The organism is Sphingomonas paeninsulae (genome assembly GCF_003660165.1).
In the GTDB taxonomy this organism is placed as follows: Bacteria; Pseudomonadota; Alphaproteobacteria; order Sphingomonadales; family Sphingomonadaceae; genus Sphingomonas_O; species Sphingomonas_O paeninsulae.
On record NZ_CP032829.1, the window covers coordinates 2,727,663 to 2,750,709 of the forward strand.

A 23,047-nucleotide genomic window follows, 5' to 3' on the forward strand; every position below is an offset into this window, starting at 1 on the left:
CCGGTTCGTTCGCGGCAGGAGGGCGAAATGGCGAAACCGCAAAAACGATATGTCTGTCAGGCTTGCGGGTCGGTGGCGTCGAAATGGGCAGGGCAATGCGACGACTGTCTTGAATGGAATACGCTGGTCGAAGATGCAGGCGCGGTCGTTACGCCGTTTTCTGCGCGCCATAACCTTCAGGCGGGCGGCAGGGCGGTAACGCTTGTCGCGCTCGATGCCGAGACACCGCTTCCAGATCGTATGCCGAGCGGGATTGCAGAACTGGACCGCGCGTTAGGCGGCGGTTTTGTGGCAGGCTCTGCAACGCTGATCGGTGGCGATCCTGGTATCGGCAAATCGACATTGTTGTTGCAGGCCGCTGCCAAACTGGCACTTGCCGGAAGGCGGGTCGCCTATGTGTCGGGAGAAGAAGCCGCCGATCAGGTGCGACTGCGCGCGCGGCGATTGGGCCTCGGAAATGCGCCGGTTGGGCTGGCTGCGGCAACTTCGGTGCGCGATATATTGGCGACATTTCCGGTTGCGCCCGATTTGCTCGTGATCGATTCGATCCAAACGATGCATTCGGACTTGATCGAAGGTGCCGCTGGAACGGTTAGTCAGGTGCGAGCATCGGCAGGCGAATTAATCCGTTTTGCCAAGGAGCGCGGGACGGCAGTTGTGCTGGTTGGTCATGTCACCAAGGACGGCAGCATCGCTGGACCACGCGTGCTGGAACATATGGTTGACACCGTGCTGAGCTTCGAGGGTGAGCGCAGTCATCAATATCGCATCCTTCGCGCGATCAAGAACCGGTTTGGTGGCACCGACGAAATCGGCGTTTTCGCAATGAGCGAGGATGGACTTGGCGAAGTTGGCAACCCGTCGTCCCTATTCCTGACGACGCGTGGAGAGGCTGTGACCGGAACGGTGGTGTTTCCTGCGCTGGAAGGAACGCGGCCTGTTCTGGTTGAAGTTCAGGCGCTGACGGTGCGGCTTGCCAGCGGAGCGACGCCGCGGCGTGCTGTTGTTGGCTGGGATTCGGGGCGATTGGCGATGATACTCGCCGTGCTGGAAGCGCGTTGTGGCCTGTCGTTTGCATCGGCTGAAGTGTATTTGAACATCGCAGGCGGTTATCGACTGAGCGACCCGGCGGCCGATCTGGCTGTTGCCGCGGCCTTGATCAGCGCGTTTTCGGAGCGACCGGTCCCGGCAGACGTGATCGCGTTCGGCGAGGTTGCGCTTTCAGGAGAGGTGCGTCCGGTTGCCCATGCGGGACTGAGGCTGAAAGAAGCGACGAAGCTTGGTTTCGAACGCGCATGGTTGCCATCAGGCGTAAAAGGAGAGGGGATCGCGCTCAACGGGTTCCGCAGTCTCGGTTCGCTCGTGGACTTCATGTTGGGACGTTCATGAATGGCCCTTTTGAAATGCAGGTGATGCAAGGCGGGGGTTGCGCGGCTCACGCACCCGGATTAGGGCGACTTGCAACAGATTTCACTCACATGAACGAGAAGGACCCTTCATGAGCGAGACCGCCGACCGGGTTAAGAAGATTGTCGTAGAGCATCTCGGTGTCGATGCCGACAAGGTGACCGAAGAATCGAGTTTCATCGACGATCTGGGCGCAGACAGCCTTGATATCGTTGAACTTGTTATGGCCTTCGAAGAAGAATTTGGTGTCGAGATTCCTGACGACGCGGCTGAAAAGATCACGACCGTTAAGGACGCGATCAGCTTCATAGACGCTAACAAGGGCTGACCCTTAGCAGGCTTGCCCTTGGTGAGCCGGCGTGTTTCGGACGGCCTCCCCGCATCTGCAGGGAGGCCGTTTTCGTATTAGACGTTTGATTTGAATGATTTGGGAGGCGAATATGCGCCGTGTCGTCGTCACTGGACTGGGAATGGTCACGCCACTTGGCGCTGACGTGGAAACCGTTTGGGCCAACATATTGGCTTCAAAATCGGGTGCCGGACCGATCACGCGCTTCGACGCGACCGACTATGCCTGCAGGATCGCGATGGAAGTGAAGCCGGCCGACCACCCTTATGGCTTCGACCCTAACAAGCGTGTTGATCACAAGGTGCAGCGCCAGGTCGATCCGTTCATCATCTTCGGTATCGACGCTGCTGGGCAGGCACTCGAAGACGCTGGTCTGACCGACATGACCGAAGAACAGCGTTTCCGCGCCGGACTGTCGATCGGTTCGGGCATCGGTGGCCTTCCAGGGATCGCCAGCGAATCGATCGTCCTTCACGAACGCGGTCCGCGCCGCGTTTCACCCCACTTTGTGCACGGCCGTTTGATTAACCTGATCTCGGGTCAGGTCAGCATCAAATATGGCCTTATGGGGCCGAACCATGCAGTCGTTACAGCTTGTTCGACCGGCGCTCATTCCATCGGCGACGCGGCACGGATGATCCGGGACGACGATGCCGATGTTATGCTGGCTGGTGGGGCAGAGGGGGCGATTTGCCCGCTCGGGATCGCCGGATTCTCACAGGCGCGTGCGCTATCGACTGCTTTTAACGACACGCCTGAAAAGGCTTCGCGTCCCTACGATGTCGATCGCGATGGTTTCGTGATGGGTGAAGGGGCAGGGGTTGTCGTCCTCGAAGAATATGAACATGCCAAGGCGCGTGGCGCGAAAATCTATGCCGAAGTCATCGGCTACGGCCTGTCGGGCGACGCATATCACGTCACCGCGCCGCATCCAGAAGGCTCGGGCGCTTTCCGTTCGATGCAAATGGCCATGCGGAAATCCGGTCTCGAACTTTCAGATATCGATTACATCAACGCGCACGGCACATCGACGCCGCTGGGTGATGAGCTTGAGCTTGGAGCCGTCCGCCGTTTGTTCGGTAGCGCGATGGACACGGTGTCGATGAGTTCGACTAAATCGGCTACCGGGCACTTGCTCGGTGGTGCCGGTGCGATCGAGAGCATCTTCTGCATCCTCGCTTTGCGCGACCAGATCGTCCCACCAACGCTTAACCTCGACAATCCGAGCGAAGGGTGCGCTGGCGTCGATCTCGTCCCTCACGTCCCCAAAGAGCGCAAGGTGAAGGCTGTCCTGAATAACAGCTTTGGCTTCGGTGGCACCAACGCCAGTCTGGTAATGAAAGCGATCTGATGCGCCGCCTGATGATTGTCGTGTTGCTAGTCGTCGCGGCATTCATCGGGATTACCGTGTTCCGTAACGCGGCCGGTGCTCCCCGTGATATCAATGTCGTTATCCCGGCAGGCTCTAGCCTGACCTCTGCGGCAAAGACACTTGAACAGGCGGGGGCGATAAAATCGTCGCGGGCGTTTCTGACCGATGCCAAATTGTTCGGCAACAAAGACCCGATCAAGCCCGGCGAATACCATATTACGCGCGGCATGGGTCCCGAATCGATCCTGAAACTGCTCCAATCGGGCAGGACGCTGCAGCGCTTTGTGATTGTTCCCGAGGGTATGCCGTCGATTCTTGTGCAGGAAAAGCTTATGGCGACACCGCTCCTGACCGGTGAAATCGCAACGCCGCCGGAAGGATCTTTGCTGCCCGACGCATATTCCTACACGCGCGGTGAACCGCGTTCAGCAATCGTAGGGCGGATGCAAAAGGCCATGCAGACTGCGCTCGCCAACGCCTGGAAAGCGCGCAAGCCGACGACTGCCGTTACGACGCCCGAAGCCGCCATCATCCTTGCGTCGATTGTAGAAAAAGAAACAGCTTTGGCCAGCGAACGCCGGATGGTCGCTGGCGTGTATTCCAATCGCCTGAAACGGGCGATGCCGTTGCAGGCCGATCCGACAACGATTTATCCGATCACGCACGGTAAACCGCTCGGTCGCCGCATTCTGCGTTCCGAGTTGCAGGCCAAAAACGGCTATAACACCTATCGCAAGTCGGGCCTGCCCATCGGCCCGATCACTAACCCGGGCAAAGCTTCGATCTTGGCGGTTCTGGATCCAGCCCCGACGCAAGCGCTGTATTTTGTCGCGAACGGATCAGGCGGTTCGTCATTTGCCGACACGCTACCGCAACACAGCGCCAATGTGCAGAAATTCTATGCTCTGCGCCGTTCCCGGGGTGAGATGTAAGTCAACGCTATTTCGACGCGTAAACCTTCACCAAATCAAACAGATAGTCCCGCCCCTCGTAAAGCGATGAAACTCGCATCCGTTCATTCAAACCGTGGATGCCGTTAAAATCGGACTCTCCAAAGATGCCGGGTACGCCATAAACAGGAATACCAATCGCTTCGAGAAATATACCATCGGTCGCGCCGGTCGACATTAGCGGAAGAATCGGGACACCGGGGAAATGTTTCTCGGCGACTGCAGTAGCAGGCCCGACAATTTTTGCATCCAGCGCGGGAGGCTTGGCGATCGGCCGGATCGGCGGGGTCATCGTCAAATTTATTTTCGGGTCGTTGATCGCTGTCACCAGAGCAGCGCGCGTCGTCTCGTTCGTTTCGCCAGGGAAAATACGGCAGTTGATGTTGGCCCCAGCGCGCTGAGGCAACGCATTGTTTGCGTGGCCACCGTCGAGCAACGTCGCGACGCACGTCGTCCGCAATGTCGAGTGATAGGTTGGATCGGTCGATACGATTTTGTTGGCAGCTGTATCGGTAGGGTTGGCGAGCAAGGCGGTTATCGCGCCGCCCATTTGGCCGCCGACGTTTTTTGCGGTCTGGGAGAAATAAGCCCGCGTGGTGTCGGTGAATTTCGCGGGAAATTCGTACATCCTGACAGCGCGTAACGCGTCGGCGAGTTCATAGATCGCATTGTCGGGAACTGGCCGGGAACTGTGGCCGCCGGGGTTAGTCGCTTCGATCCGATAATTCTGAACTGCCTTTTCACCGACCTGCATCGCGAGCGACATCTTCTTTCCGCTCGGATCGAGTTCGCCACCGCCCCCCTCATTCAGGGCGAATTCGGCGGCAATTAGTTCAGGACGATTCTGAGCGAGCCATGCTGCGCCATTGAAAGCATAGCTCGTCTCTTCCCCGCATGTCAGCGCAAGCTTGATCGTTCGCTTTGGCTTATACCCCTCCTGTCGAAACCGAACCATCGCGTCGGTCCAGATCGCCGCCATCGACTTATCGTCAGCAGCGCCACGCGCATAGAAAAAGCCATTTTCCTCAATCAGCTTGAAAGGATCGCGCGTCCAGTCCTCGCGCTTTGCCTCCACCACATCGATATGGGCCAAAAGGAGCATTGGTTTGATTCGAGCGTCGGTCCCCTTCAGAACCGCTACGAGGCCGCCGTCTTTTGGGTGCTCAGATGTCAAGAAATAGGTTATCTCGGAATCGGTGAAACCAGCAGCCTTCAATCGAGCACCCATTTTGGCGGCAGCATCGGTGCAACTACCTACCGACAGCGTCGTGTTCGTCTCGACCAGCTCCTGATAAAGTGCTCTGAACGCTGTCTGATCCGGGCGGAGCGTTTGTGCGGATGCGGGAGAAAACGCGGCTGTGGCGAGTAGCACGGCGGCGAACGTTCTGGCGATCATGGCATTCCCCTTGTCACGGAGATGCTATGCGCTTCAACATTAGTCGTAAAGTGCCCTTGGCATCGGCGGGTGTCGTCCTCATATGCGGTTCGAGGACGTGTCTGTCCTTTCCAGATTATCCAAACAGAGGAGACCCCGATGATCGTCGGCCGTGAAGTTCCCAATGTAACCCTAAAGACCCGCGTTCGTGATGAATCGGTCGAAGGACCAAACCCATTTCGCTGGCAGGACGTCGCAACCGGTGACCTGTTTAAGGGCAAACGTGTCGTGATTTTCGGCCTGCCCGGTGCTTATACCCCAACTTGTTCGTCCAAGCAGCTTCCCGGTTTCGAGGGCGGTTATGACGAAATGAAGAGCCTTGGTATGGACGAGCTTTATTGCGTGTCCGTCAATGATGCTTTCGTAATGTACAACTGGGGTAAGGCTCAGGGTCTCGAGAAGGTAAAACTGCTTCCCGACGGTTCGGGCGACTTTACGCGTCGGATGGGTATGTTGATCGACAAAAGCCATCTGGGCTTCGGTCAGCGTTCATGGCGCTATGCTGCTGTCATCGATAACGGCAAGGTTGCTGCATGGTTCGAAGAACCCGGCATCAATGACAACGGTTCGGATTCCGATCCTTATGAGCAGTCGACGCCAGAAAACATTCTCGCTTGGCTAAAGGCCAACCCGAAGAAGTAAGCTCTATTTCCCCTCTCGGTTACGGGAGGGGGATTATAAGCGAAGGCCGGTCGTCTCCGGCAAGCCCGCCATCAAATTGAGACTCTGGACGGCAGCACCACTCGCGCCTTTGCCCAAATTATCCAATGCCGCGACGAGCCGCGCTTGGGTGCCCTCCGCATTACCGAACACGAACAGGTCGAGCCTGTCGCTATCTGCGGCTTGGTTCACGGTGAGCAACTCTGGTGGCTGAGGCAGGGTGACAATAGACGATCCGGAAAATGCCTGAGCCAGCGCTTCCCGAACGATCGCAACCGATGGCTGTGCGGGCATGGCACCAAGATGCAGTGGCACTTCCACGATCATCCCGCGATACGTGCTTGCTACTGAGGGCGCAAAGATCGGCCCATGCGACAATCCCGAATGGCGCTGCATTTCGGGGATGTGTTTATGGGCAAGCGTCAGCGCATAGGTACGCCATGCTGCTTGCGGCTGTCCCGATTCGAATTCGGCTATCATGGCTTTGCCACCGCCTGAATATCCGGAGACTGCGTTGACGGTAATCGGCCAGTCCTTCGGGATCAGACCTGCGCGAATCAATGGCGTGACGAGGGCAAGAAAGCCTGTCGGGTAACAACCCGGGTTCGACACGCGCATCGCTCCCGCAACATCGTTTCCGAGTTCGGGAAAACCATAGGTCCAACCCGTCGTCGTTCGAAACGAAGTAGAGGCGTCGATCACGCGCGTATGCGAATTGTCGATGAGTGATACCGCCTCGCGTGCAGCATCATCGGGGAGGCAAAGAATGACGATATCGGCAGCGTTAAGCGCGTCCTTACGGGCTGCGGCATTTTTGCGTGCAGAATCATCCAGTTTAAGAAGCTCAAACTCCGGTCGCCCGGTCAGTCGTGTTTCGATCTCAAGCCCCGTAGTGCCCGCCGCTCCATCAATAAAAATTCGCATCATAGAGGTTCAATCGCGTTTGAAACTACATAACCCACAGCGCCCGCGCTGCGGCCCCAACCCCAGCCCCCGCTGATATCGAGCAAGTCGAACTGCTCGCCGGGGTTAAGTGATACCATTGTTTCTGCTTCAGCCGAAGGCGCAGCACGCAATTCGGTGGTGGCAATTACATTGAATGCACACGCCTTTGCATAATGCGGAGCGAACACACGATCGGCGAGATCGACATCTGCGAGGTCACCTCGAACAGCATCGACGCGCAGATCTATTGGCACAGTTCGGCCTTTGAGTGAAAACCGCTTACGCTGCGGCGCGGGTACGTTGTTGTTTGCCAGCGATGAGCCGCCCGAATGCGTCAAGAAAATCTGCCCCTTCATCCGTCTTTGCGACGAAGATATTGCGACGGTCCATTTCGTCGCGCTGACGGCGCAGATAGCCGAGCGCACCCAGTCTGTTCAAGGCGCGTGTCACGACGGGCTTCGAAACGCTTAAACCCTTGGCTAAACCACGCACGGTATGTGGCCCCGGCGTGAGGTAAACCAGCATCAAGAGCGCCATCTGGCGATTTGTCAGGTCGGGATGCCCCGAACGGACGTATTCGACGAGCGGTCCCATCCAGTGTTCGAGCGTATCGGGTGCCAAGGTCCATCCTTCCCACCCATTCGGCAATGAGGGCGGTTCGAATAGTCAAACGCACACTTTGGCAATCGGTTGCGCAGGTTTGGTGATTAGCGGGGAAACCGGTCTTGCAGCATCGCCCAGACAGCGCGCAGACCCAGTGCCTCGCCACCTTTCGGGCGGCCGGGTTTGGATGACGGACGCCATGCGAACGTGTCGAGGTGCAGCCACGGATTTGTGGGCGCAACGAACTTCTGCAGGAATAGCGCGGCGGTCGTAGCGCCTGCAAAGCCACTGTCGGGAGAGTTGTTCAGGTCGGCGATTTCTGACTTCAGCATGTCGTCGTAACCGGCGTGAAGCGGGAGTCGCCAGAGGGGGTCATCCTCGGCGACGCCCGATTTCAACACCGCGTCGGCCAGCGCGTCATCATTTGCAAAGGTTGCTGGAAGATCGGGACCAAGAGCAACGCGTGCTGCGCCGGTCAGGGTTGCAAAGTCGATGATGAGTGCAGGGTCGCCCTCTGCTGCTTTGGTCAGGGCATCAGCGAGGACGAGGCGACCTTCGGCGTCGGTATTGGCAACCTCGACCGTCAGCCCCTTGCGACTCGTGAGGATATCGCCGGGCCGGAAAGCATTGCCCGAAATCGCGTTTTCGACGGCGGGGATCAGGAGATGAAGGCGGACGGGCAGGCGGGATTGCATAATAAGCTGAGCCAGCGCGAGGGCATGCGCCGCGCCGCCCATGTCCTTCTTCATATTTCGCATGCCGGACGAGGGTTTGATATCGAGTCCACCCGAATCGAAAACCACGCCTTTGCCGATGATGGCGACTAAGGGGTGAGTAGTGCTGCCCCATTCTACCTCGATAAGGCGCGGGGCGTTTTTCTTGTCGGCGGCGATTCCGACTGCATGAATCATCGGATAGCCGGTTTCGAGGTTGTGTCCCTTCGTGACCGTCAAAACGCCATTATATGTTTTCGCGACTTTTTCCGCTTCGGCTTCGAGTTCGCTGGGCCCCATGTCGGCAGCGGGCGTGTTCACCAGATCGCGAACGAGAGTGACCGCTTCGGCTTCGCGAATGGTCGATTCGATGCGGGCGAGATCGGCGGTCAGGAGGATGCGTGGGCCGGTTGGTTTGGCGTCGGGTTTATACCGGTCGAAGGCGTAGTGAGCGAGCAGCCAGCCCAGAGCGGCCGGTCCTGGCGAGACACCCTCGGCCAGCCGATAAGTCCCTTCCGGAAGCAATTCGGCTGCGCGGGCTAGGCACCATGTTTTGAGATCGGCAGCATCTTTTACGCCGACGACGGCTGACCATGAGTCTGATAAAGATATGACTGCGAGGCTGTCGGAGGCGCCCGTAAACCGCTGAGCAGAAAGAACAATCCTAACGTTCTCAGGCTGTGCAAGCAGCCAGTTTTCGTATCCGGTGCTGTCCACGATATGGATGGTGATAGCCGTTTGCCCGCGATCAGCTTCCAACATTGCCTTCACTCCGTAACAACACCGAACAGATCATGTGCATCCGCGTCTTCGATCAGTACGCGGACGATATCGCCCTGTGCCAGCCCCGATGTGTCACGCAGGAAAACCTCTCCGTCGATCTCGGGAGCATCGGCTTTCGAGCGGCCGGTTGCGCCGCCTTCTTCGTCAACGGCATCGATAATGACGTCGAGTGTGCGACCAATTTTGGCTTGTAGCTTTGCCGCAGAAATAGCGGCGGTGCGCTCCATCAGACGAGCATAACGCTCTTCCTTGACCTCTTCCGGGACGGGGTTCGGCAAGTCGTTCGCGGGCGCGCCCTGTACAGGTTCAAAGCGGAATGCACCGACGCGGTCAAGTTGCGCTTCGTCGAGCCAATCCATCAAATACTGGAAGTCAGATTCAGTTTCACCGGGAAAACCGACCACAAATGTGGAACGAATGGCAATATCAGGACAGATTTCGCGCCATTTATGGACGCGTTCGAGCACTTTTAGCTCGTTAGCCGGCCGTTTCATCGCCTTAAGCACCGAGGGCGCTGCGTGCTGGAACGGAATATCGAGATATGGAGTGATCAAACCCTCCGCCATCAGGGGAATGACCTGATCGACGTGCGGATAGGGATAAACGTAATGCAGGCGGACCCACACCTGATTTTCCGGCGTGCCCAGCGAGCCGAGTTCGCGGGCGAGATCTGTCATGTGAGCCCGGACTTCGCGGCCATGCCATTCGCGCGACTGATGACGGATATCGACGCCATAGGCCGAAGTATCCTGACTGATGACAAGCAGTTCCTTCGTTCCCGCAGCGACCAGCTTTTCAGCTTCGCGCAGGATGGCGTCGGGACGGCGGGAAACGAGGTCGCCACGGATGCTGGGGATAATGCAGAACGAACAGCGGTGATTGCAGCCCTCTGAAATCTTCAGATAGCTATAGTGGCGCGGCGTCAATTTCAGGCCGCTGTCAGGCACCAAATTCAGAAATGCATTTTTCGGCATCGGAGCATATTCGTGCACGGCACCGACGACAGATTCGTACTGATGCGCGCCACTGATCGCCAAAACCTTTGGAAAACGCGCGCGGATCATTTCCGCTTCTTTGCCCAAACAGCCGGTAACGATGACACGGCCGTTTTCGGCGATCGCTTCACCAATGGCTTCGAGTGATTCTTCCTTGGCGGAGTCGAGGAAGCCGCAGGTGTTGACCAGCACGATGTCGGCACCCGCATAATCGGGCGACAGGCCATAGCCGTCAGCGCGCAGCTTGGTGAGAATACGTTCGCTGTCGACAAGTGCCTTGGGGCAGCCGAGCGAAACCATGCCGACTTTCGGCGGTGTAGGGAGGATGGTGGCCATGAGAGGGGCCGCCTGTAGGGGAAAATGCGGGGTTTGGCTAGGCGTGTGGGAGTACGGGCTCCAACGTGTCAAAACTAACGGATGGAGCGAGTCGCGATCAGGACGCTGGCACCAGCTTTGTCAGTCCACCCATATAGGGGATGAGGACATCAGGTACGACCACGCTTCCATCGGTTTGCTGGTAGTTTTCCATCACCGCAACCAGTGTGCGCCCAACAGCGAGTGCCGAACCGTTCAGAGTGTGAACGAACTCGTTTTTTGGCTTCGTGCCTTTTTCGCCGACCAGTTTGTAGCGCGCATTCATGCGACGGGCCTGAAAATCGCCGCAGTTCGAACAACTGCTTATCTCTCGATATAGCGCCTGACCGGGAAGCCAGACCTCCAGATCGTATGTTTTTTTGGCGGAAAAACCCATGTCACCGGCGCAAAGCAGCATCCGGCGATAAGGAAGTTTCAGGCGGTCGAGGATTGTCTCGGCAGCCTGTGTCATGCGTTCATGTTCGGCGTCGGACTGGTCGGGCGTGGTGATCGATACCATCTCTACCTTGTCGAACTGATGTTGGCGGATCAGGCCACGCGTGTCGCGCCCGGCGGCACCGGCTTCCATACGGAAACAGGGCGTCAGTGCTGCAAAGCGAAGCGGAAGTTCGCCTTCGGTCAGGATCTTTTCACGGACGAGGTTGGTCAGGCTGACCTCCGATGTCGAGATAAGCCAGCGCCCATCGGTGGTCTTGAACAGATCGTCGGCGAATTTCGGAAGCTGGGCTGTGCCGAACATTGCATCGTCGCGCACCAGCAATGGAGGAGATACTTCCTGCGCATCAAACTCATTGGTCTGCACGTCGATCATGAACTGACCGAGCGCGCGAGACAGGCGGGCAATCTGACCGCGAAGATAAGCGAAGCGGGCACCGGCGACAGCCTGTGCTGATTCGAAGTCGAGTCCGAGCGCAGGGCCGAAATCGGCGTGTTCGCGCGGGCTGAAATCGAAGGCTGGGATCGTGCCGCGCGTATGGACGACAATGTTGCCGGATTCGTCCGCGCCGTCCGGAACATCGGCGACAGGGAGATTTGGGAGCGCGGCAAGCAGGTCGGTCAGATCTTTTTCAGACTGGTCGGCGGCGGACGGAGCATTTTTCAGCGCCTGCGCTTCGGCCTTCAGTCGATTGGCAGTCCCAACATCGCCTTGAGCCATTGCGTGGCCGATTTGCTTGGCGATCGCGTTGCTGTCGGCCTGGGCCTTTTGCAGCGCGCTGAGAACGGCGCGGTTAAGTGTGTCGGCTTCAAGGATCGGCACCGATGCACCCTGCACGCCCCGCCGCTTCAAAGCAGCGTCGAAAGCCTCAGGATTTTCGCGAATGTATCGAATGTCGTGCATAATCCGCGGCTAGCGGGGAGGGGACTGAGAGGCAAGTCACCGCGATTCTGTTCTTCTGCTCACCTCCGGTGGATGGTGGTGAGAGATGGTCAATCCAATCCGCTCGTGTCGAATGTAGTCGAGACACGCTATCTTACTTACGCGTGTTGCTCATCCCTCGACTATGCTCAGGACGAGCGAATCAGGATTTACGCCGTCTTTCTGGCGAATTTGCCGCGCGCAACCAGCGCCGCTGCGCCAAGACCGAACAGCAGAACCATTGGTGGTGCAGGAACGGGATGGGGGTCGCCGCTCGACGTCCAGCCCCCTGTGCTGCCGTGATGGCCGCCGCTGGACGTCCAGCCTCCTGTGCTGCCGTGATGGCCGCCGCTGGACGTCGAGGTCGAAGTTGATCCCGAAGAAGACGAAGAGGAAGATGTGCTGGTCGAACTGCTGGTCGAGGACGACGATGCGCTCGATGTCGAGACATTGCCGCTCGAAGATGAGGTAGAGGACACGTTGCCGCTGGAGGTCGAAGTGGATGATCCACCGGTCGAACTTGTCGATGTCGAGGTCAGGCCGCCGGTTGAGGTTGAAGTCGAACTTCCGCCCGAGCCGCCCGAAGACGTCGACGTTGAACCACCGCTCGTCGATGTCAAACCGCCGGTGCTGGTTGATGTCACGACGACGCTGCCACCACCCCCGCCCGAACTACCGCCGAAGAAGCCGCCACCGAAGACGCCGCCGCCGCCGAAGCCGCCCGAACCGCCGACAACCGGAATGAACTGTGCGCCGCCGCTGCCTCCTTCGAATGGTCCGCGGTCATAGGCGGCATCGCGCGGGGCCATTGGAGGCAGAGGTGCCCGGCTGGCGATCGTCGTTACCGTACTCGTGCCGCCGCCGATCGCGCACGCGCTCTGGACGCGGCGGACATGCCGAACGACTCGGCGCTGGGCAATTTGCCTTGGAGCCACGCGCTTATGCTTGAAAGCCTTTGGATGATGGACGCGGGGGCGGGGCTGTTCGACAACATGCATCGCGCCGCCGCCAATGATCGCACCACCACATGCGCAAGCGCAGAGTTTCGCCAAGGCCATCTTAACCGACATCATTGTATCCCGTGTTCACACCGCTTTTGTGGGACTTCACCCGCGATCCTGTGAGATCACCGTGCAGAGTCTGACAAATGGTTCAAGCGTATTAACCACTTTTTTACCATTTTTGACGGGTCGAGATCGTGCTGCGCTTCAACAAAGCTGGTTAATGTTTCATTTAGGGTCTGTTTTTCGGACGATAATTATTCAGTTGTTTGGAAAACCAGTCGCTTGCGCGGCCTCAATGGCCTCCGTATAGGCGCGCCAATAGCAATTGAGTGTCCGGCAGCGCACCGTTGCGGTGACCGGGCCAGCGGTGGAGAATCCGAGTGGCGACCGTGGCGAACAATAATCCAACGACCGCCGATGATGCAGAATATCGACCATCGGTCGATGAGCCTTTCATGGGTGAGAAACAGCTTAATTATTTTCGCGAGAAGTTGGTGGCGTGGAAGGACTCGCTGCTGCGTGAGGGGCAGGATACGCTCACCACGCTACAGAACGAACCACTGCGCGAACCGGACGTAACCGATCGTGCTTCAAGCGAGACGGACTGGTCGATCGAACTGCGTACGCGCGACCGCCAGCGCAAACTGATTGCCAAGATCGACGCGGCCCTGCGCCGCATCGAGGATGGCGAGTACGGATATTGCGATGTGACCGGCGAACCGATTTCCCTGAAGCGACTCGAAGCTCGGCCGATCGCGACGATGACCCTCGAAGCGCAGGAAAAGCACGAGCGGCAGGAAAAGGTTTCGCGCGACGAATAACGTCACGTTTACGCTTTAGCGATTTTTTGCCATTATGGTCGCTCCTGAAGACAATTTACCGGCGGGGAAATTCGAATCGTGAATGCCGAGGCCAAAGTTCTGAGAGCCCAGCGTCAGGCGGAACGCGACAGCTTGTTCCTGCGTGCGACTTTGCAGGTTCAGGGTATTGCCGGGCCAATCAACGTGCGCGTTCGTAACCTGTCGAACGGTGGCATGATGATTGATGGCAATTCCCTGATGATGCCGGGACAATTGGTGCAAACCGAATTGCGCGGCATCGGACCTGTCACGGGTGTAATCGCATGGGTCGAAGCAGGGCGCGCTGGCGTCGCTTTCGACGATATGGTCGATCCGAAGATGGCCCGGTCGCAGGTAACGGCTGTGCCCGAGGCGGCGATCATGAAAGCACCGAAGACTAACGATCGCCGACCCGGACTTAAGACGCGCAGCTAAGCGGGTAAGCTATCCCGACTTTCGACCGGACAGCGCCTCTTTCAGTCGTAGTTTTTGTTTCTTCAACATGCTCAATAACGTCGAGTCGGGAAGAGGGCGGCGGGTTTCGTCGGCGAGGCGGCGTTCTATCCCGGCGTGCTTTGCTTCCAGGGCTGAGAGGTGCGTCGATTGCATGTGGCAAACTCCTTCAAAGCGGGGAATGATTGAACCACTGATCGTGGCGATTGTCTCCTAGTTTTTTGCACCGAATCGACGGATCGACTCTGGAATAGCGACGGGCTGAGAATCGCCGGATTGCTAACCCACGGTTGAACGGTTCGGGGGTCCGGTCTAACGACATTTTCAGTTAATTTGGGGGCAAGTCGATGGAACCGAACGAGCTGGCGGTTCGCCTTCACAATTTTCGCATCGAACACCGCGATCTGGATGTTGCGCTTGCCGCAATTCTTGCGCTTGGCACGCCCGACCAGTTGCAGGCGGCCCGGCTGAAAAAACGCAAGTTGCGGCTCAAGGATGAGATTATGCGGCTCGAAACGATGCAAATTCCCGACATCATTGCATAAACCCGCCTAGCTGGCCGGGCTTTGCTGTGCCAATAGATGGCTATGCTCGCCCGGCGCCTCACCGACAGTCTGTATGTCGAAGCCATGTTGCTCGCCGACGAGGCGCGCGCTTATTTCGATGCGAGTTATCAGGGGGATGGTCGTGAAGCGCTGGAGCCTTTTGATAGGGTGCTGTTTTCCTGTGAGTCGCTGAAGGTTACGACACGCCTGATGCACATCATCGCGTGGCTGCTGACCCAGCGTGCCGTCGATGCCGGAGAATTGTCGCGCGACCAGGTGCGCGAACCGTCGCGTCGGCTGGGTCCAGCAGTGGCAAGCGATGACGCCGGGCTAAACCGATTGCCCGAAGCAGCGCGCAAGCTGATTGCGACGAGCGTGGATCTATATCGCAGGGTCGAACGGCTTGATGCAGGGACAGGTGATGACGTGTTGACGACCAGCTCCGCGCGCCACCTGCTCCACCGGCTGAGCCAGTCGTTTTGACGTTGGCGCGGTGTTCACGATGACGGCTTTAACAGGCCTCGATATTCTGGTGTTGCTGGTCGTCGGCGCGGCGGCAGTATTTGGGTTTATGCGCGGGTTTGTCAGCGAAACCATGTCGCTCGCCGCCTGGGTGCTGGCGATACTGGCAGTGAAATTATTGCATGAGCCCGTGGCAGCGGCGCTGGTCGGTCCGATCGGCACCGACACTGGTGCGTCGGTGCTCGCGTTTGCATTGATTTTCGGACTGACATTTTTTGTCGTGCGTTTGCTTGGCAACAAGCTTGGCTCGGCTTCGCGGCGGTCGCTGCTCGGTCCGCTCGATCGTTTGCTCGGGTTCGGGTTCGGTGCGGTGAAGGGGATTATCGTAGCCACGCTGGCATTTTTGTTTGCGTCGCTGGTTTTCGACACGTTGCATGGAGCGGCGCAACCGCGGCCTCCGTGGATGACGAAATCCCGGACCTATCCACTGTTGCGCGCGAGCAGCGCGGGACTCGTCGATTTTGTCGAGAAGCGTCGCGCAGAGTGAGCGCCGGACTTTATAATATTGACGTGTTGAGGTTGGCGACTTCGCTCGCCGACTGGCCGCGACTGAGTGACCCGCAAGCGAGTGCCGAGAAAAAGTCGGTCGTGTGCGGGAGCCGCGTCACTGTCGACGTTACGCTGGATGAAAACGGCCGCGTCGCCGTGTTCGGCCAGGATGTTCAGGCGTGCGCGCTGGGGCAGGCGTCGGCAGCGCTTTTGGCACGGCACATCATTGGGCGGAGTGCCGGGGAAATCGAAGATGCAAGCGCGGCCCTCAAGGGGTTTCTTGCTGGCACTAACGAATCGATCGGCGAGTGGCCGGGCCTCGAAGTGCTGACGAGTGCACGCGGTTATCCCGCTCGCCATGCTTCGATACGGTTGCCGTTCGAGGCCGCTGCCGAAGCCGCGAAATTGGCGACGGAACGATGAGCCAGACCGTCCTTCGCGAAGGCGTCGTCATGCTTGGCGCAGGATTTATGTTCGTCATGCTGTTCCGCCGTTTCGGCCTGGGTGCAGTCCTTGGTTATCTGGTGGCGGGCGTTGTGATTGGGCCGCATGGCCTTGGCATCATCGGGGGCGCGGAAAACAAACTTAACGTCGCTGAACTTGGCATTGCGCTGTTGCTATTTTTGGTCGGCCTGGAACTGAATCCGGCGCGGTTATGGCGGCTAAAACGCGACATTTTTGGCATGGGATTTGTGCAAGTCGTTGCCTGTGGCCTCGCGGTGGCGCTGATCGTGCGATTCGCGGCGGGCGTGTCGTGGGGGGCGGCGTTGGCGCTCGGCCTCCCGCTCGCGCTCTCTTCGACCGCGCAGGTTTTGCCTAGTTTGAAATCTTCGGGACGGATCAACACGCCGTTTGGTGAGCGCGCGTTTTCAGTTCTGCTGTTTCAGGATTTGTCGATCGTTCCGCTGATTACGATTATCGCAGCGATGTCGCGCGCGCCGGTCGATCCGTCGGTTCCACCGGGCTGGTTGATGGCGATTTACACCGTCGGTGCGATTGCCGGACTGGTCGCGGCGGGGCGCTACATTATCGGGCCGGTGCTACGGTTGGTGGGGCGCGTTGGGGAGCAGGAACTGTTCATCGTCGTCGGACTGTTTACGGTTTTCGCCAGCGCTGCGGTCATGGAATCTTTGCACCTGTCGACGGCACTCGGCGCGTTCATCGCTGGTGTGATGCTGGCAGATTCACCTTACCGGCATGAGATTGAGGCCGATATTGAGCCGTTCAGGGCGATCCTGCTGGGACTGTTCTTCATCGCGGTCGGCATGGTTCTCGACGTTAACGCAGTGCTCGATAATCCGGGGCTGGTCATCGGCATGGCGTTGGCGCTGGTGGCGACAAAGACGGCGCTGATATTCGGGATCGGTCGGCTTTTCGGCATGGAAACCCGGCCCGCGTTCGGTCTCGGCCTGTTGTTAAGTCAGGGCGGCGAATTCGGTTTTGTCCTTTTTGCTCAGGCTCAGGCGGCAATGCTGATCGAACCACGCGCAGCGAGTATCTTTGGCGCAGTCGTAACGCTGTCGATGGCGACAACGCCGTTCCTGCTGATGATCGCGCGCAAGTTCGAATATGTCGCGCCCAAGGGTGCGAAGCCGGAGGGACCAGCAGATGCTCCCGATTCGAGCGCGATCATTATTGGTTACGGACGGTTCGGACAGACCGTATCCAATATGCTGAAGGCACAGGGCGTTTCGGTGACACTGATCGACCTCAAGCCTTCGCAGATCGAACGCACCGCAGAATTCGGGACAAAGGTATATTATGGCGACGGTCGTCGAATCGACCTGTTGCGGACGGCGGGAGCGGATCAGGCGCGGCTGATATTATTCTGCACCGATGACAAGGATCTGGGACCAAAGGAATTGTCGCCCATACTGGGCGCATTTCCGCAAGCGGCGGTGTTGGTTCGGGCGTTCGACCGCCGCCAGATGATTACGCTGTCCCCGCTAGACATCACGATCGCGATTCGTGAAGTTTATGAATCGGCAATCTACATGGGGATCGAGGCATTGAAGTCTCTTGGCGTCGCGGGCGAGCGCATTCAGGAGATCGAACATGGTTATCGCGAGCATGATAATGCCCGGTTGGAGGCGCAGACCGTGACCGGAGATTTGCACATTCGTGAAGATCTGTTCGGACGCGAACCGGCGATCGTCAGGCGCGAAGCATGAAGCGCGACTGGTTGATCGTAGCCGCAGCTTTGTCGGGGGCAATCGCGATAGGGGCGGGCGCATTCGCATCGCACGGCGCAAGCGGTACTGCACGCGAACTGTTGAAAACCGGGGGACTGTATCAGATGGTTCATGCCGTTGCGGCGGTTGCGTTGATCGACAGGGCGCGACGGCCCGCCTGGCTCATGTTGGCGGGCGCGGCTGTGTTTGCATTCAGCCTGTACGCGCTTGCGTTGGGTGCGCCACGGATTGCCGGAGCGATTACGCCGTTTGGTGGGATGGGAATGATTGCCGGGTGGCTGTGGCTAAGCTTTGCCAGGCGTCCCGGCCGGAAACGCTGATCGGCATTTGTCGGAGCAGTAAATCACATTTTCCCAGTCGCGCGCCCATTTCTTGCGCCACGCAAAAGGGCGTTCGCAGACTGGGCATATTTTTTGGGGCAGGTCGCGTTTGGCAACACCGTTGGGCATCAGCCCACATCGCTGTCCAGAAACGCCGCGACTTCATCAAGTGACACTGATTTGTCGAGAAACGTCTGGCCGATCCCGCGTGCGAGCAGGAAAGGCACAGTGCCCCCCTCGCGTTTTTTGTCGTGAGACATGTGCGCGGCAAGGACCGAACCCGACGCCGTGACGTCAGCGGAGCGCGCGCTGGCAGGCAGGCCCATCCGGTGCAAATGCGCCGTAACAAGCGAGGCATCCTCGGTCGAACATAAGCCCCGTGCAGCGGAAAAACGGAAAGCGATTGCCATTCCGGCTGCAACAGCTTCGCCGTGGAGGAGGCGGTCACTGTAGCCGGTTTCGGCTTCGAGAGCGTGGCCGAAGGTGTGACCCAGGTTCAGCAAGGCGCGACGGCCGCTGGTTTCGCGTTCGTCCTCACCGACGATGGCGGCCTTCGCACGAACGCTGGTTTCGATGGCATGGGTGCGGGCGGCGGGATCGCCGGACAGCAGCGCGGGCCCATTGCCTTCACACCAGGCAAAGAATTCGGGATTGTCGATCAGTCCGTATTTCACGACTTCGGCATATCCGGCGCGGACTTCTCGCACAGGCAGAGTGTCGAGCGTGGCGGGGTCGATCAGAACAAAGCTCGGCTGGTAGAATGCGCCGATCAGGTTTTTGCCCGCACGCGTGTTGATCGCGGTCTTGCCACCGACCGAGGAGTCGACCTGAGACAATAAAGTGGTGGGGATTTGCACGACCGAGCAGCCACGCTTCACGATGCTGGCGGCAAAGCCGGTCAGGTCGCCGATCACGCCGCCGCCCAATGCGACGATGGCTTCGCTGCGTTCTATCTCAAGCGCAAGCAAGGCATCGCAAAGCTGTTCCAGATGTGCCCATGACTTGGTCGATTCGCCTGCTGGCAGGATGATCGGGTCGATTCGGGTTCCTGCGAGCGCGGCCGTCAGTGCCGTAAGGTGGCTGGCGGCAACATTCGTGTCGGTCACCACCACCAGTCGCCCTTTGCCGGTCCACGGCGCGAGGTGGCGCGCGGCATCAGCCAGCGCGTTATTCTCAATGACGATGTCATAGCTTCGCGCGGCAAGGCCGACGGTCACGATGCTCAAGCGCGAAGTTCCTTTAATATGGCGTCGACGGTCGCCTCATGCGGCGCGGGATGGCTGAAAACATGTAGGGGCGCGAGTGCATAAACCGGATTACGCACCTCAGCGAGTTCGCGCAGCACGGTTTCGGGATCACGATCGGCAAGCAGAGGGCGATCACCGCGCCGCCCGACGCGCTGGACGAGGGTTTGGATATCGGCCTGAAGCCAGATCGTCGTGGCGTTGTTCAATATCAGTTCGCGGGTATCCGATTGCATGAACGCCCCGCCGCCGGTCGCAATAACCTTGCGCGTGCCATCGATCAGCCGGGCGATTACCCGGCGTTCACCGTCGCGGAAGTGCTGCTCGCCGAAGCGTTCGAATATTTCAGCAACCGTCAGGCCTGCCGCCGTCTCTATCTCTGTATCCGCATCGACGAACGGAATGTTCAATCGGCTGGCCAGTCGGCGCCCGACTGTCGATTTTCCGACACCCATCATGCCGATAAGAACGATGGGAAGCTTTGCCACTTGTTTGGGTTGAGTGTTCGTCGTCATCCGGTTGGGGCTATACATACGAGGCGTCATTCGGGCAAAGAGCAGCGCAACGGTTTTTCGCCAGCGATTATCAAACGAAACGAGTTGAGTGCCATGAGAAGTGTGATCTGGATTGTCGTAGCGATCGTACTGATCGGTGGCGTCGTGGCGTTGTCGCGCAAGGATACGAGCAAGCCGCTGGTACACGTCGAAAAGATCGTTCCCGATAATGCGCTCACGCACTAAAGTTTTTAATGCCGCCCTGAGCGTGGCGCGGCGCTTTCGTACTGACTTTCTGACGACTGCGGCACTGACCGCCGCGCTGGGGGCAGCCGCGCTTTACCCGGCGCTGGCACAGAAGGGGCCCGAATCGATCCTGCCGCCGGGTTTCGGGCAGCCTGAGCCGGCAGCGCAGCCGAAAGCTGCCACGCCGAAAACAGTGACGCCGAAAGCCGCGACGTCGCCAGCCAAGGCGCCAGCCAACCTTATTCCTGAGCCCGCCCCGGCATCAGCGCCGTCAATTCCATTAACGCCGACGACGGATGCTCTGAACGTTGCAGAAGCGGTCGATGACGGGTTGGATAATGAAATAGCGGCAATCGAACCGACCGAATTGCCGGAGGAAGCCCGGAGATCGATCGACCGCGTTGGATTGATGACCCCCGACAATGGCGGACTGGCAGCGGATGCTTTCGGCAATGCGAACGGCGTTTTCCTGACGAGTGTGATGCAGGGGATGGACGCACCGGTCGCGTCACGCTGGGCCTCTATATTGTTGCGTCGTGCGCTGCTGTCACAAACCGATACGCCCCGTGGCATTGCGGGATCCGACTGGATCGCCGCGCGGGCATGGCTGATGGTGCGGATGGGCGAGGCCGACAATGCGCGCAGTCTTGTCCAGCGGGTCGATGCTGTAAATTACACGCCATGGCTGAACACAGTCGCGATGCAGGCGGCTTTGGCGACCGGAGATCCGGCTTCATTATGCAGCATCGCCGATGCGGCGGCGCAGACGAACAATGATCCCAGCTGGCCGCTGGCGCGTGCAATGTGCGCCGGGCTGTCGGGCGAATCGGGTACGGCCAGCGCGCTGGTCGATCAGGCGCGGGCTTCGCGAAGGGCGGGGGCATCGACGTTCTGCTCGCCGAAAAAGTCGTGGGCGTCGGCACCAACAACCGGCGAGCGATCACAATTCAGTGGGATGGCGTCGATCAACTGACATCGTGGCGGTTTGGTTTGGCGACCGCGACCGGTGTCGTAATTCCTGACGATTTGTTGAACACGGTCGGGCCGCAGGTTCGTGCGTGGCAGGCGCGTTCACCCTTGCTTTCGCCAGGTGCGCGGGCGGCATCGGCAGACTGGGCGGCGACGCTCGGCGTGTTTTCGAACGCGGCACTGGTCGATCTTTACGGGGCGATCTTTGATAATGCGGACCCTTCGGAGCGGAGTGGCACAACCGCAGAGTCCCTGCACAATGCCTATGTCGGGGAGCCGTCGGATCGGCTGTCTGCGCTCAAGGCACTTTGGGGCGATGGCAGCCAGTCGGCGTTGCAGCATTATGCGCGGTTGATCCTGACCGCTCGGGCAGCGGCAATGATCGTACCGGCAGACGGAGCGGCGCAGTCGGATTCTATCGTTGCGGCAATGATGTCGGCAGGCTTTGATATTCAGGCCGCGCAATGGGCGGGTTCAGTCGGTTCGGGATCGCTCGGCTGGGGATTGCTCGCCGTTGGTACACCGCGCGTTCCCTTCAGGATTGATAGCGGCAAGCTCGACTCGTTCCGCAGTTCGGCGGGGGATGCTGGTACGACGCGTGCGCGGTTCCTGTTTGCAGGATTGGCCGGACTGGGGCGCCTGTCGGCTGGTGATATCGCCCAGCTTTCGCAGGATTATGGCGTTCCGATCGCACGGCAAAACTCGTGGACGCGTGCACTGGACAAGGCCGTTCTCGACCGTCAGCCGGGAACAGTCGCGCTGCTTTGTGCCGCAGGGATGCAGACTGCGCGTTGGGGCGCTGTTCCGCCTGCACAGCTTTACCATATCGTTGCCAGCCTGAAGGCTGTTGGGCTGGAACCTGAGGCGCGAATGATTGCGGCTGAGGCGGTCACCCGGTCGTGAGTGGAGACCGGCAGCGGATCGAGGATTTCCTCGCGATGCTGGCGGCGGAATCGGGGTCTGCGGCGAACACGCTGTCGGCTTATGCGTCCGACCTGTATCAGGCATCCGAGATATTGGGATCGAAGCTGGCGTTAGCTGATCCGGTCGAATTGCAGCGACTCTCGGCGGAATGGGAGCCATTGGCACGGTCGAGCGTGGCGCGAAAGGCGGCGGCGCTGCGGCGGTTTTTCGGGTTTTTACAGGATGAGGGCGTGCGGGCGGATGACCCGTCGCACGCTTTGCCGCGGGTTGGCGGAGCGCGGCGGCTGCCGCGCACGCTCGATCACGAGGCGGTTGCCAAACTGTTTGCCGCGATTCCCGAAAGCGATCTCCGCCTTACTGCTTTGGTCGAATTACTTTATGGATCGGGATTGCGTGCGACCGAACTCGTTTCGCTCGATGTGCGCGCGATCGCTGCCGACCGTCCGTTCACGATATTGAAGGGGAAGGGCGGCCGCGAACGGATGGTGCCCGTATCCGATCGAGCACGGGCGGCCGTATCGGCATGGTTGGCAATCCGTCCGCAGGGTTCGCGCTGGTTGTTTCCATCGGGAAAGGCGCATCTTAGCAGAGTGCGGCTGTTCCAGATGATGAAGACGCTGGCAGCGAACGCAGGCATTCCGCCCGAACGTGTCAGTCCCCACGTCCTGCGTCACGCTTTTGCCACTCATCTGCTCGAAGGTGGGGCCGATTTGCGGGCGTTGCAGACGATGCTGGGTCATGCCGATATCGCGACGACCGAAATTTACACTCATGTAGAGACTGCGCGGCTGGTCGAACTGGTCAATACGCGGCATCCGCTTCTGGACAAGCATCCACGCTGACGGCACTCAGGATGACAGCC

At 59.1% G+C, this 23,047-nt stretch carries 28 protein-coding genes; 16 read left to right on the top strand and 12 right to left on the bottom strand.

What is annotated here, in order from left to right; genetic code table 11:
* Positions 1-27 precede the first annotated feature (27 nt).
* From radA to mltG, 4 genes are all read left to right on the top strand, one after another.
* Positions 28-1,389, top strand: coding sequence for a DNA repair protein RadA (gene radA, locus D3Y57_RS18820; RefSeq protein WP_121155125.1), 1,362 nt, complete (start codon positions 28-30; stop codon positions 1,387-1,389).
* A 109-nt stretch (positions 1,390-1,498) separates the two neighbouring features.
* Positions 1,499-1,735, top strand: coding sequence for an acyl carrier protein (locus tag D3Y57_RS18825; RefSeq protein ID WP_121155127.1), 237 nt, complete (start codon positions 1,499-1,501; stop codon positions 1,733-1,735).
* 112 nt (positions 1,736-1,847) lie between these two features.
* Entirely contained in the window at positions 1,848-3,107 is a 1,260-nt protein-coding gene (gene fabF, locus D3Y57_RS18830) for a beta-ketoacyl-ACP synthase II (RefSeq protein ID WP_121156202.1), read from the top strand.
* Positions 3,107-4,060: an endolytic transglycosylase MltG gene (gene mltG / locus D3Y57_RS18835; RefSeq protein ID WP_121155129.1), complete on the top strand. Its 954-nt coding sequence runs from the start codon at positions 3,107-3,109 to the stop codon at positions 4,058-4,060. The genes fabF and mltG overlap by 1 nt, the downstream gene beginning before the upstream one ends.
* A 7-nt stretch (positions 4,061-4,067) precedes the next feature.
* Here the strand turns inward: mltG and D3Y57_RS18840 are convergent, their stop codons facing one another.
* Positions 4,068-5,474: a M20/M25/M40 family metallo-hydrolase gene (locus D3Y57_RS18840; protein ID WP_121155131.1), complete on the bottom strand. Its 1,407-nt coding sequence runs from the start codon at positions 5,472-5,474 to the stop codon at positions 4,068-4,070.
* Positions 5,475-5,615: 141 nt separating this feature from the next.
* Between D3Y57_RS18840 and D3Y57_RS18845 the strand changes: the two genes are divergently transcribed.
* Positions 5,616-6,155, top strand: coding sequence for a peroxiredoxin (locus D3Y57_RS18845; protein ID WP_121156204.1), 540 nt, complete (start codon positions 5,616-5,618; stop codon positions 6,153-6,155).
* A gap of 33 nt (positions 6,156-6,188) precedes the next feature.
* Here the strand turns inward: D3Y57_RS18845 and argC are convergent, their stop codons facing one another.
* The 7 genes from argC to D3Y57_RS20290 all read right to left on the bottom strand — a co-directional run bounded on the left by argC (position 6,189) and on the right by D3Y57_RS20290 (position 13,017).
* Entirely contained in the window at positions 6,189-7,100 is a 912-nt protein-coding gene (argC, locus tag D3Y57_RS18850; RefSeq protein ID WP_121155134.1) for an N-acetyl-gamma-glutamyl-phosphate reductase, read from the bottom strand.
* A complete protein-coding gene (locus D3Y57_RS18855) occupies positions 7,097-7,372 on the bottom strand; it encodes an SH3 domain-containing protein (protein WP_121155136.1) in 276 nt (91 codons plus the stop codon). Before D3Y57_RS18855 ends, argC begins: the two co-directional genes overlap by 4 nt.
* A 25-nt stretch (positions 7,373-7,397) precedes the next feature.
* The gene (locus tag D3Y57_RS18860; protein ID WP_121156206.1) at positions 7,398-7,712 is read right to left on the bottom strand and encodes a MarR family transcriptional regulator; all 315 of its coding nucleotides are present in this window, start codon (positions 7,710-7,712) and stop codon (positions 7,398-7,400) included.
* A gap of 113 nt (positions 7,713-7,825) precedes the next feature.
* A complete protein-coding gene (locus D3Y57_RS18865) occupies positions 7,826-9,196 on the bottom strand; it encodes a leucyl aminopeptidase family protein (protein WP_121156208.1) in 1,371 nt (456 codons plus the stop codon).
* A gap of 5 nt (positions 9,197-9,201) precedes the next feature.
* Positions 9,202-10,548 carry a 30S ribosomal protein S12 methylthiotransferase RimO gene (gene rimO, locus D3Y57_RS18870; protein ID WP_121155139.1) on the bottom strand — a complete coding sequence of 449 codons (1,347 nt, stop codon included), beginning with the start codon at positions 10,546-10,548 and terminating at the stop codon, positions 9,202-9,204.
* A gap of 97 nt (positions 10,549-10,645) precedes the next feature.
* Positions 10,646-11,926 (bottom strand): serine--tRNA ligase, encoded by a 1,281-nt coding sequence (gene serS, locus D3Y57_RS18875; protein ID WP_121155142.1) that lies wholly within the window; start codon positions 11,924-11,926, stop codon positions 10,646-10,648.
* Positions 11,927-12,114: 188 nt separating this feature from the next.
* The gene (locus D3Y57_RS20290) at positions 12,115-13,017 is read right to left on the bottom strand and encodes a PEP-CTERM sorting domain-containing protein (RefSeq protein WP_162987201.1); all 903 of its coding nucleotides are present in this window, start codon (positions 13,015-13,017) and stop codon (positions 12,115-12,117) included.
* Between the two features lie 386 nt (positions 13,018-13,403).
* On the opposite strand from D3Y57_RS20290, the gene dksA reads away from it, so the two are divergent.
* Both dksA and D3Y57_RS18890 read left to right on the top strand, forming a co-directional pair.
* Positions 13,404-13,769 carry an RNA polymerase-binding protein DksA gene (gene dksA, locus D3Y57_RS18885; protein WP_121156211.1) on the top strand — a complete coding sequence of 122 codons (366 nt, stop codon included), beginning with the start codon at positions 13,404-13,406 and terminating at the stop codon, positions 13,767-13,769.
* A 78-nt stretch (positions 13,770-13,847) separates the two neighbouring features.
* The gene (locus D3Y57_RS18890; protein WP_162987202.1) at positions 13,848-14,222 is read left to right on the top strand and encodes a PilZ domain-containing protein; all 375 of its coding nucleotides are present in this window, start codon (positions 13,848-13,850) and stop codon (positions 14,220-14,222) included.
* Positions 14,223-14,231: 9 nt separating this feature from the next.
* Here the strand turns inward: D3Y57_RS18890 and D3Y57_RS18895 are convergent, their stop codons facing one another.
* On the bottom strand, positions 14,232-14,396 hold the full coding sequence (locus tag D3Y57_RS18895; protein ID WP_121155147.1) for a YdcH family protein: 165 nt from the start codon (positions 14,394-14,396) through the stop codon (positions 14,232-14,234).
* 191 nt (positions 14,397-14,587) lie between these two features.
* On the opposite strand from D3Y57_RS18895, the gene D3Y57_RS18900 reads away from it, so the two are divergent.
* From D3Y57_RS18900 to D3Y57_RS18925, 6 genes are read left to right on the top strand one after another with little or no spacing between them, the layout of a single operon-like run.
* On the top strand, positions 14,588-14,785 hold the full coding sequence (locus tag D3Y57_RS18900; RefSeq protein ID WP_121155149.1) for a YdcH family protein: 198 nt from the start codon (positions 14,588-14,590) through the stop codon (positions 14,783-14,785).
* Positions 14,786-14,821: 36 nt separating this feature from the next.
* Positions 14,822-15,268 (top strand): DUF1465 family protein, encoded by a 447-nt coding sequence (locus tag D3Y57_RS18905; RefSeq protein ID WP_121155151.1) that lies wholly within the window; start codon positions 14,822-14,824, stop codon positions 15,266-15,268.
* Between the two features lie 19 nt (positions 15,269-15,287).
* Positions 15,288-15,794 carry a CvpA family protein gene (locus D3Y57_RS18910; RefSeq protein ID WP_121155153.1) on the top strand — a complete coding sequence of 169 codons (507 nt, stop codon included), beginning with the start codon at positions 15,288-15,290 and terminating at the stop codon, positions 15,792-15,794.
* On the top strand, positions 15,791-16,219 hold the full coding sequence (locus D3Y57_RS18915; protein WP_121155157.1) for an iron-sulfur cluster assembly scaffold protein: 429 nt from the start codon (positions 15,791-15,793) through the stop codon (positions 16,217-16,219). Before D3Y57_RS18910 ends, D3Y57_RS18915 begins: the two co-directional genes overlap by 4 nt.
* Complete coding sequence (locus D3Y57_RS18920) at positions 16,216-17,967, top strand: cation:proton antiporter domain-containing protein (RefSeq protein ID WP_121155160.1); 1,752 nt, start codon at positions 16,216-16,218, stop codon at positions 17,965-17,967. The genes D3Y57_RS18915 and D3Y57_RS18920 overlap by 4 nt, the downstream gene beginning before the upstream one ends.
* A complete protein-coding gene (locus tag D3Y57_RS18925) occupies positions 17,964-18,308 on the top strand; it encodes a DUF423 domain-containing protein (RefSeq protein WP_121155162.1) in 345 nt (114 codons plus the stop codon). The genes D3Y57_RS18920 and D3Y57_RS18925 overlap by 4 nt, the downstream gene beginning before the upstream one ends.
* Here D3Y57_RS18925 and D3Y57_RS18930 read toward each other — a convergent pair.
* Genes D3Y57_RS18930 through D3Y57_RS18940 form a run of 3 tightly spaced genes read right to left on the bottom strand, consistent with a single transcriptional unit; the run spans position 18,273 to position 20,067 of the window.
* Positions 18,273-18,437, bottom strand: coding sequence for a DUF2256 domain-containing protein (locus tag D3Y57_RS18930; RefSeq protein WP_121155165.1), 165 nt, complete (start codon positions 18,435-18,437; stop codon positions 18,273-18,275). The two genes, D3Y57_RS18925 and D3Y57_RS18930, sit on opposite strands and share 36 nt — an antisense overlap.
* On the bottom strand, positions 18,437-19,534 hold the full coding sequence (gene aroB, locus D3Y57_RS18935; protein ID WP_121155167.1) for a 3-dehydroquinate synthase: 1,098 nt from the start codon (positions 19,532-19,534) through the stop codon (positions 18,437-18,439). The genes D3Y57_RS18930 and aroB overlap by 1 nt, the downstream gene beginning before the upstream one ends.
* Entirely contained in the window at positions 19,531-20,067 is a 537-nt protein-coding gene (locus D3Y57_RS18940; protein ID WP_121155169.1) for a shikimate kinase, read from the bottom strand. Before D3Y57_RS18940 ends, aroB begins: the two co-directional genes overlap by 4 nt.
* Before the next feature lie 93 nt (positions 20,068-20,160).
* Between D3Y57_RS18940 and D3Y57_RS21225 the strand changes: the two genes are divergently transcribed.
* The 3 genes from D3Y57_RS21225 to D3Y57_RS18950 all read left to right on the top strand — a co-directional run bounded on the left by D3Y57_RS21225 (position 20,161) and on the right by D3Y57_RS18950 (position 23,027).
* Positions 20,161-20,292 carry a hypothetical protein gene (locus D3Y57_RS21225; protein ID WP_277873329.1) on the top strand — a complete coding sequence of 44 codons (132 nt, stop codon included), beginning with the start codon at positions 20,161-20,163 and terminating at the stop codon, positions 20,290-20,292.
* A gap of 804 nt (positions 20,293-21,096) precedes the next feature.
* On the top strand, positions 21,097-22,164 hold the full coding sequence (locus D3Y57_RS21035) for a hypothetical protein (protein WP_239025931.1): 1,068 nt from the start codon (positions 21,097-21,099) through the stop codon (positions 22,162-22,164).
* A complete protein-coding gene (locus D3Y57_RS18950) occupies positions 22,161-23,027 on the top strand; it encodes a tyrosine-type recombinase/integrase (protein WP_121155171.1) in 867 nt (288 codons plus the stop codon). Before D3Y57_RS21035 ends, D3Y57_RS18950 begins: the two co-directional genes overlap by 4 nt.
* Positions 23,028-23,047 lie beyond the last annotated feature (20 nt).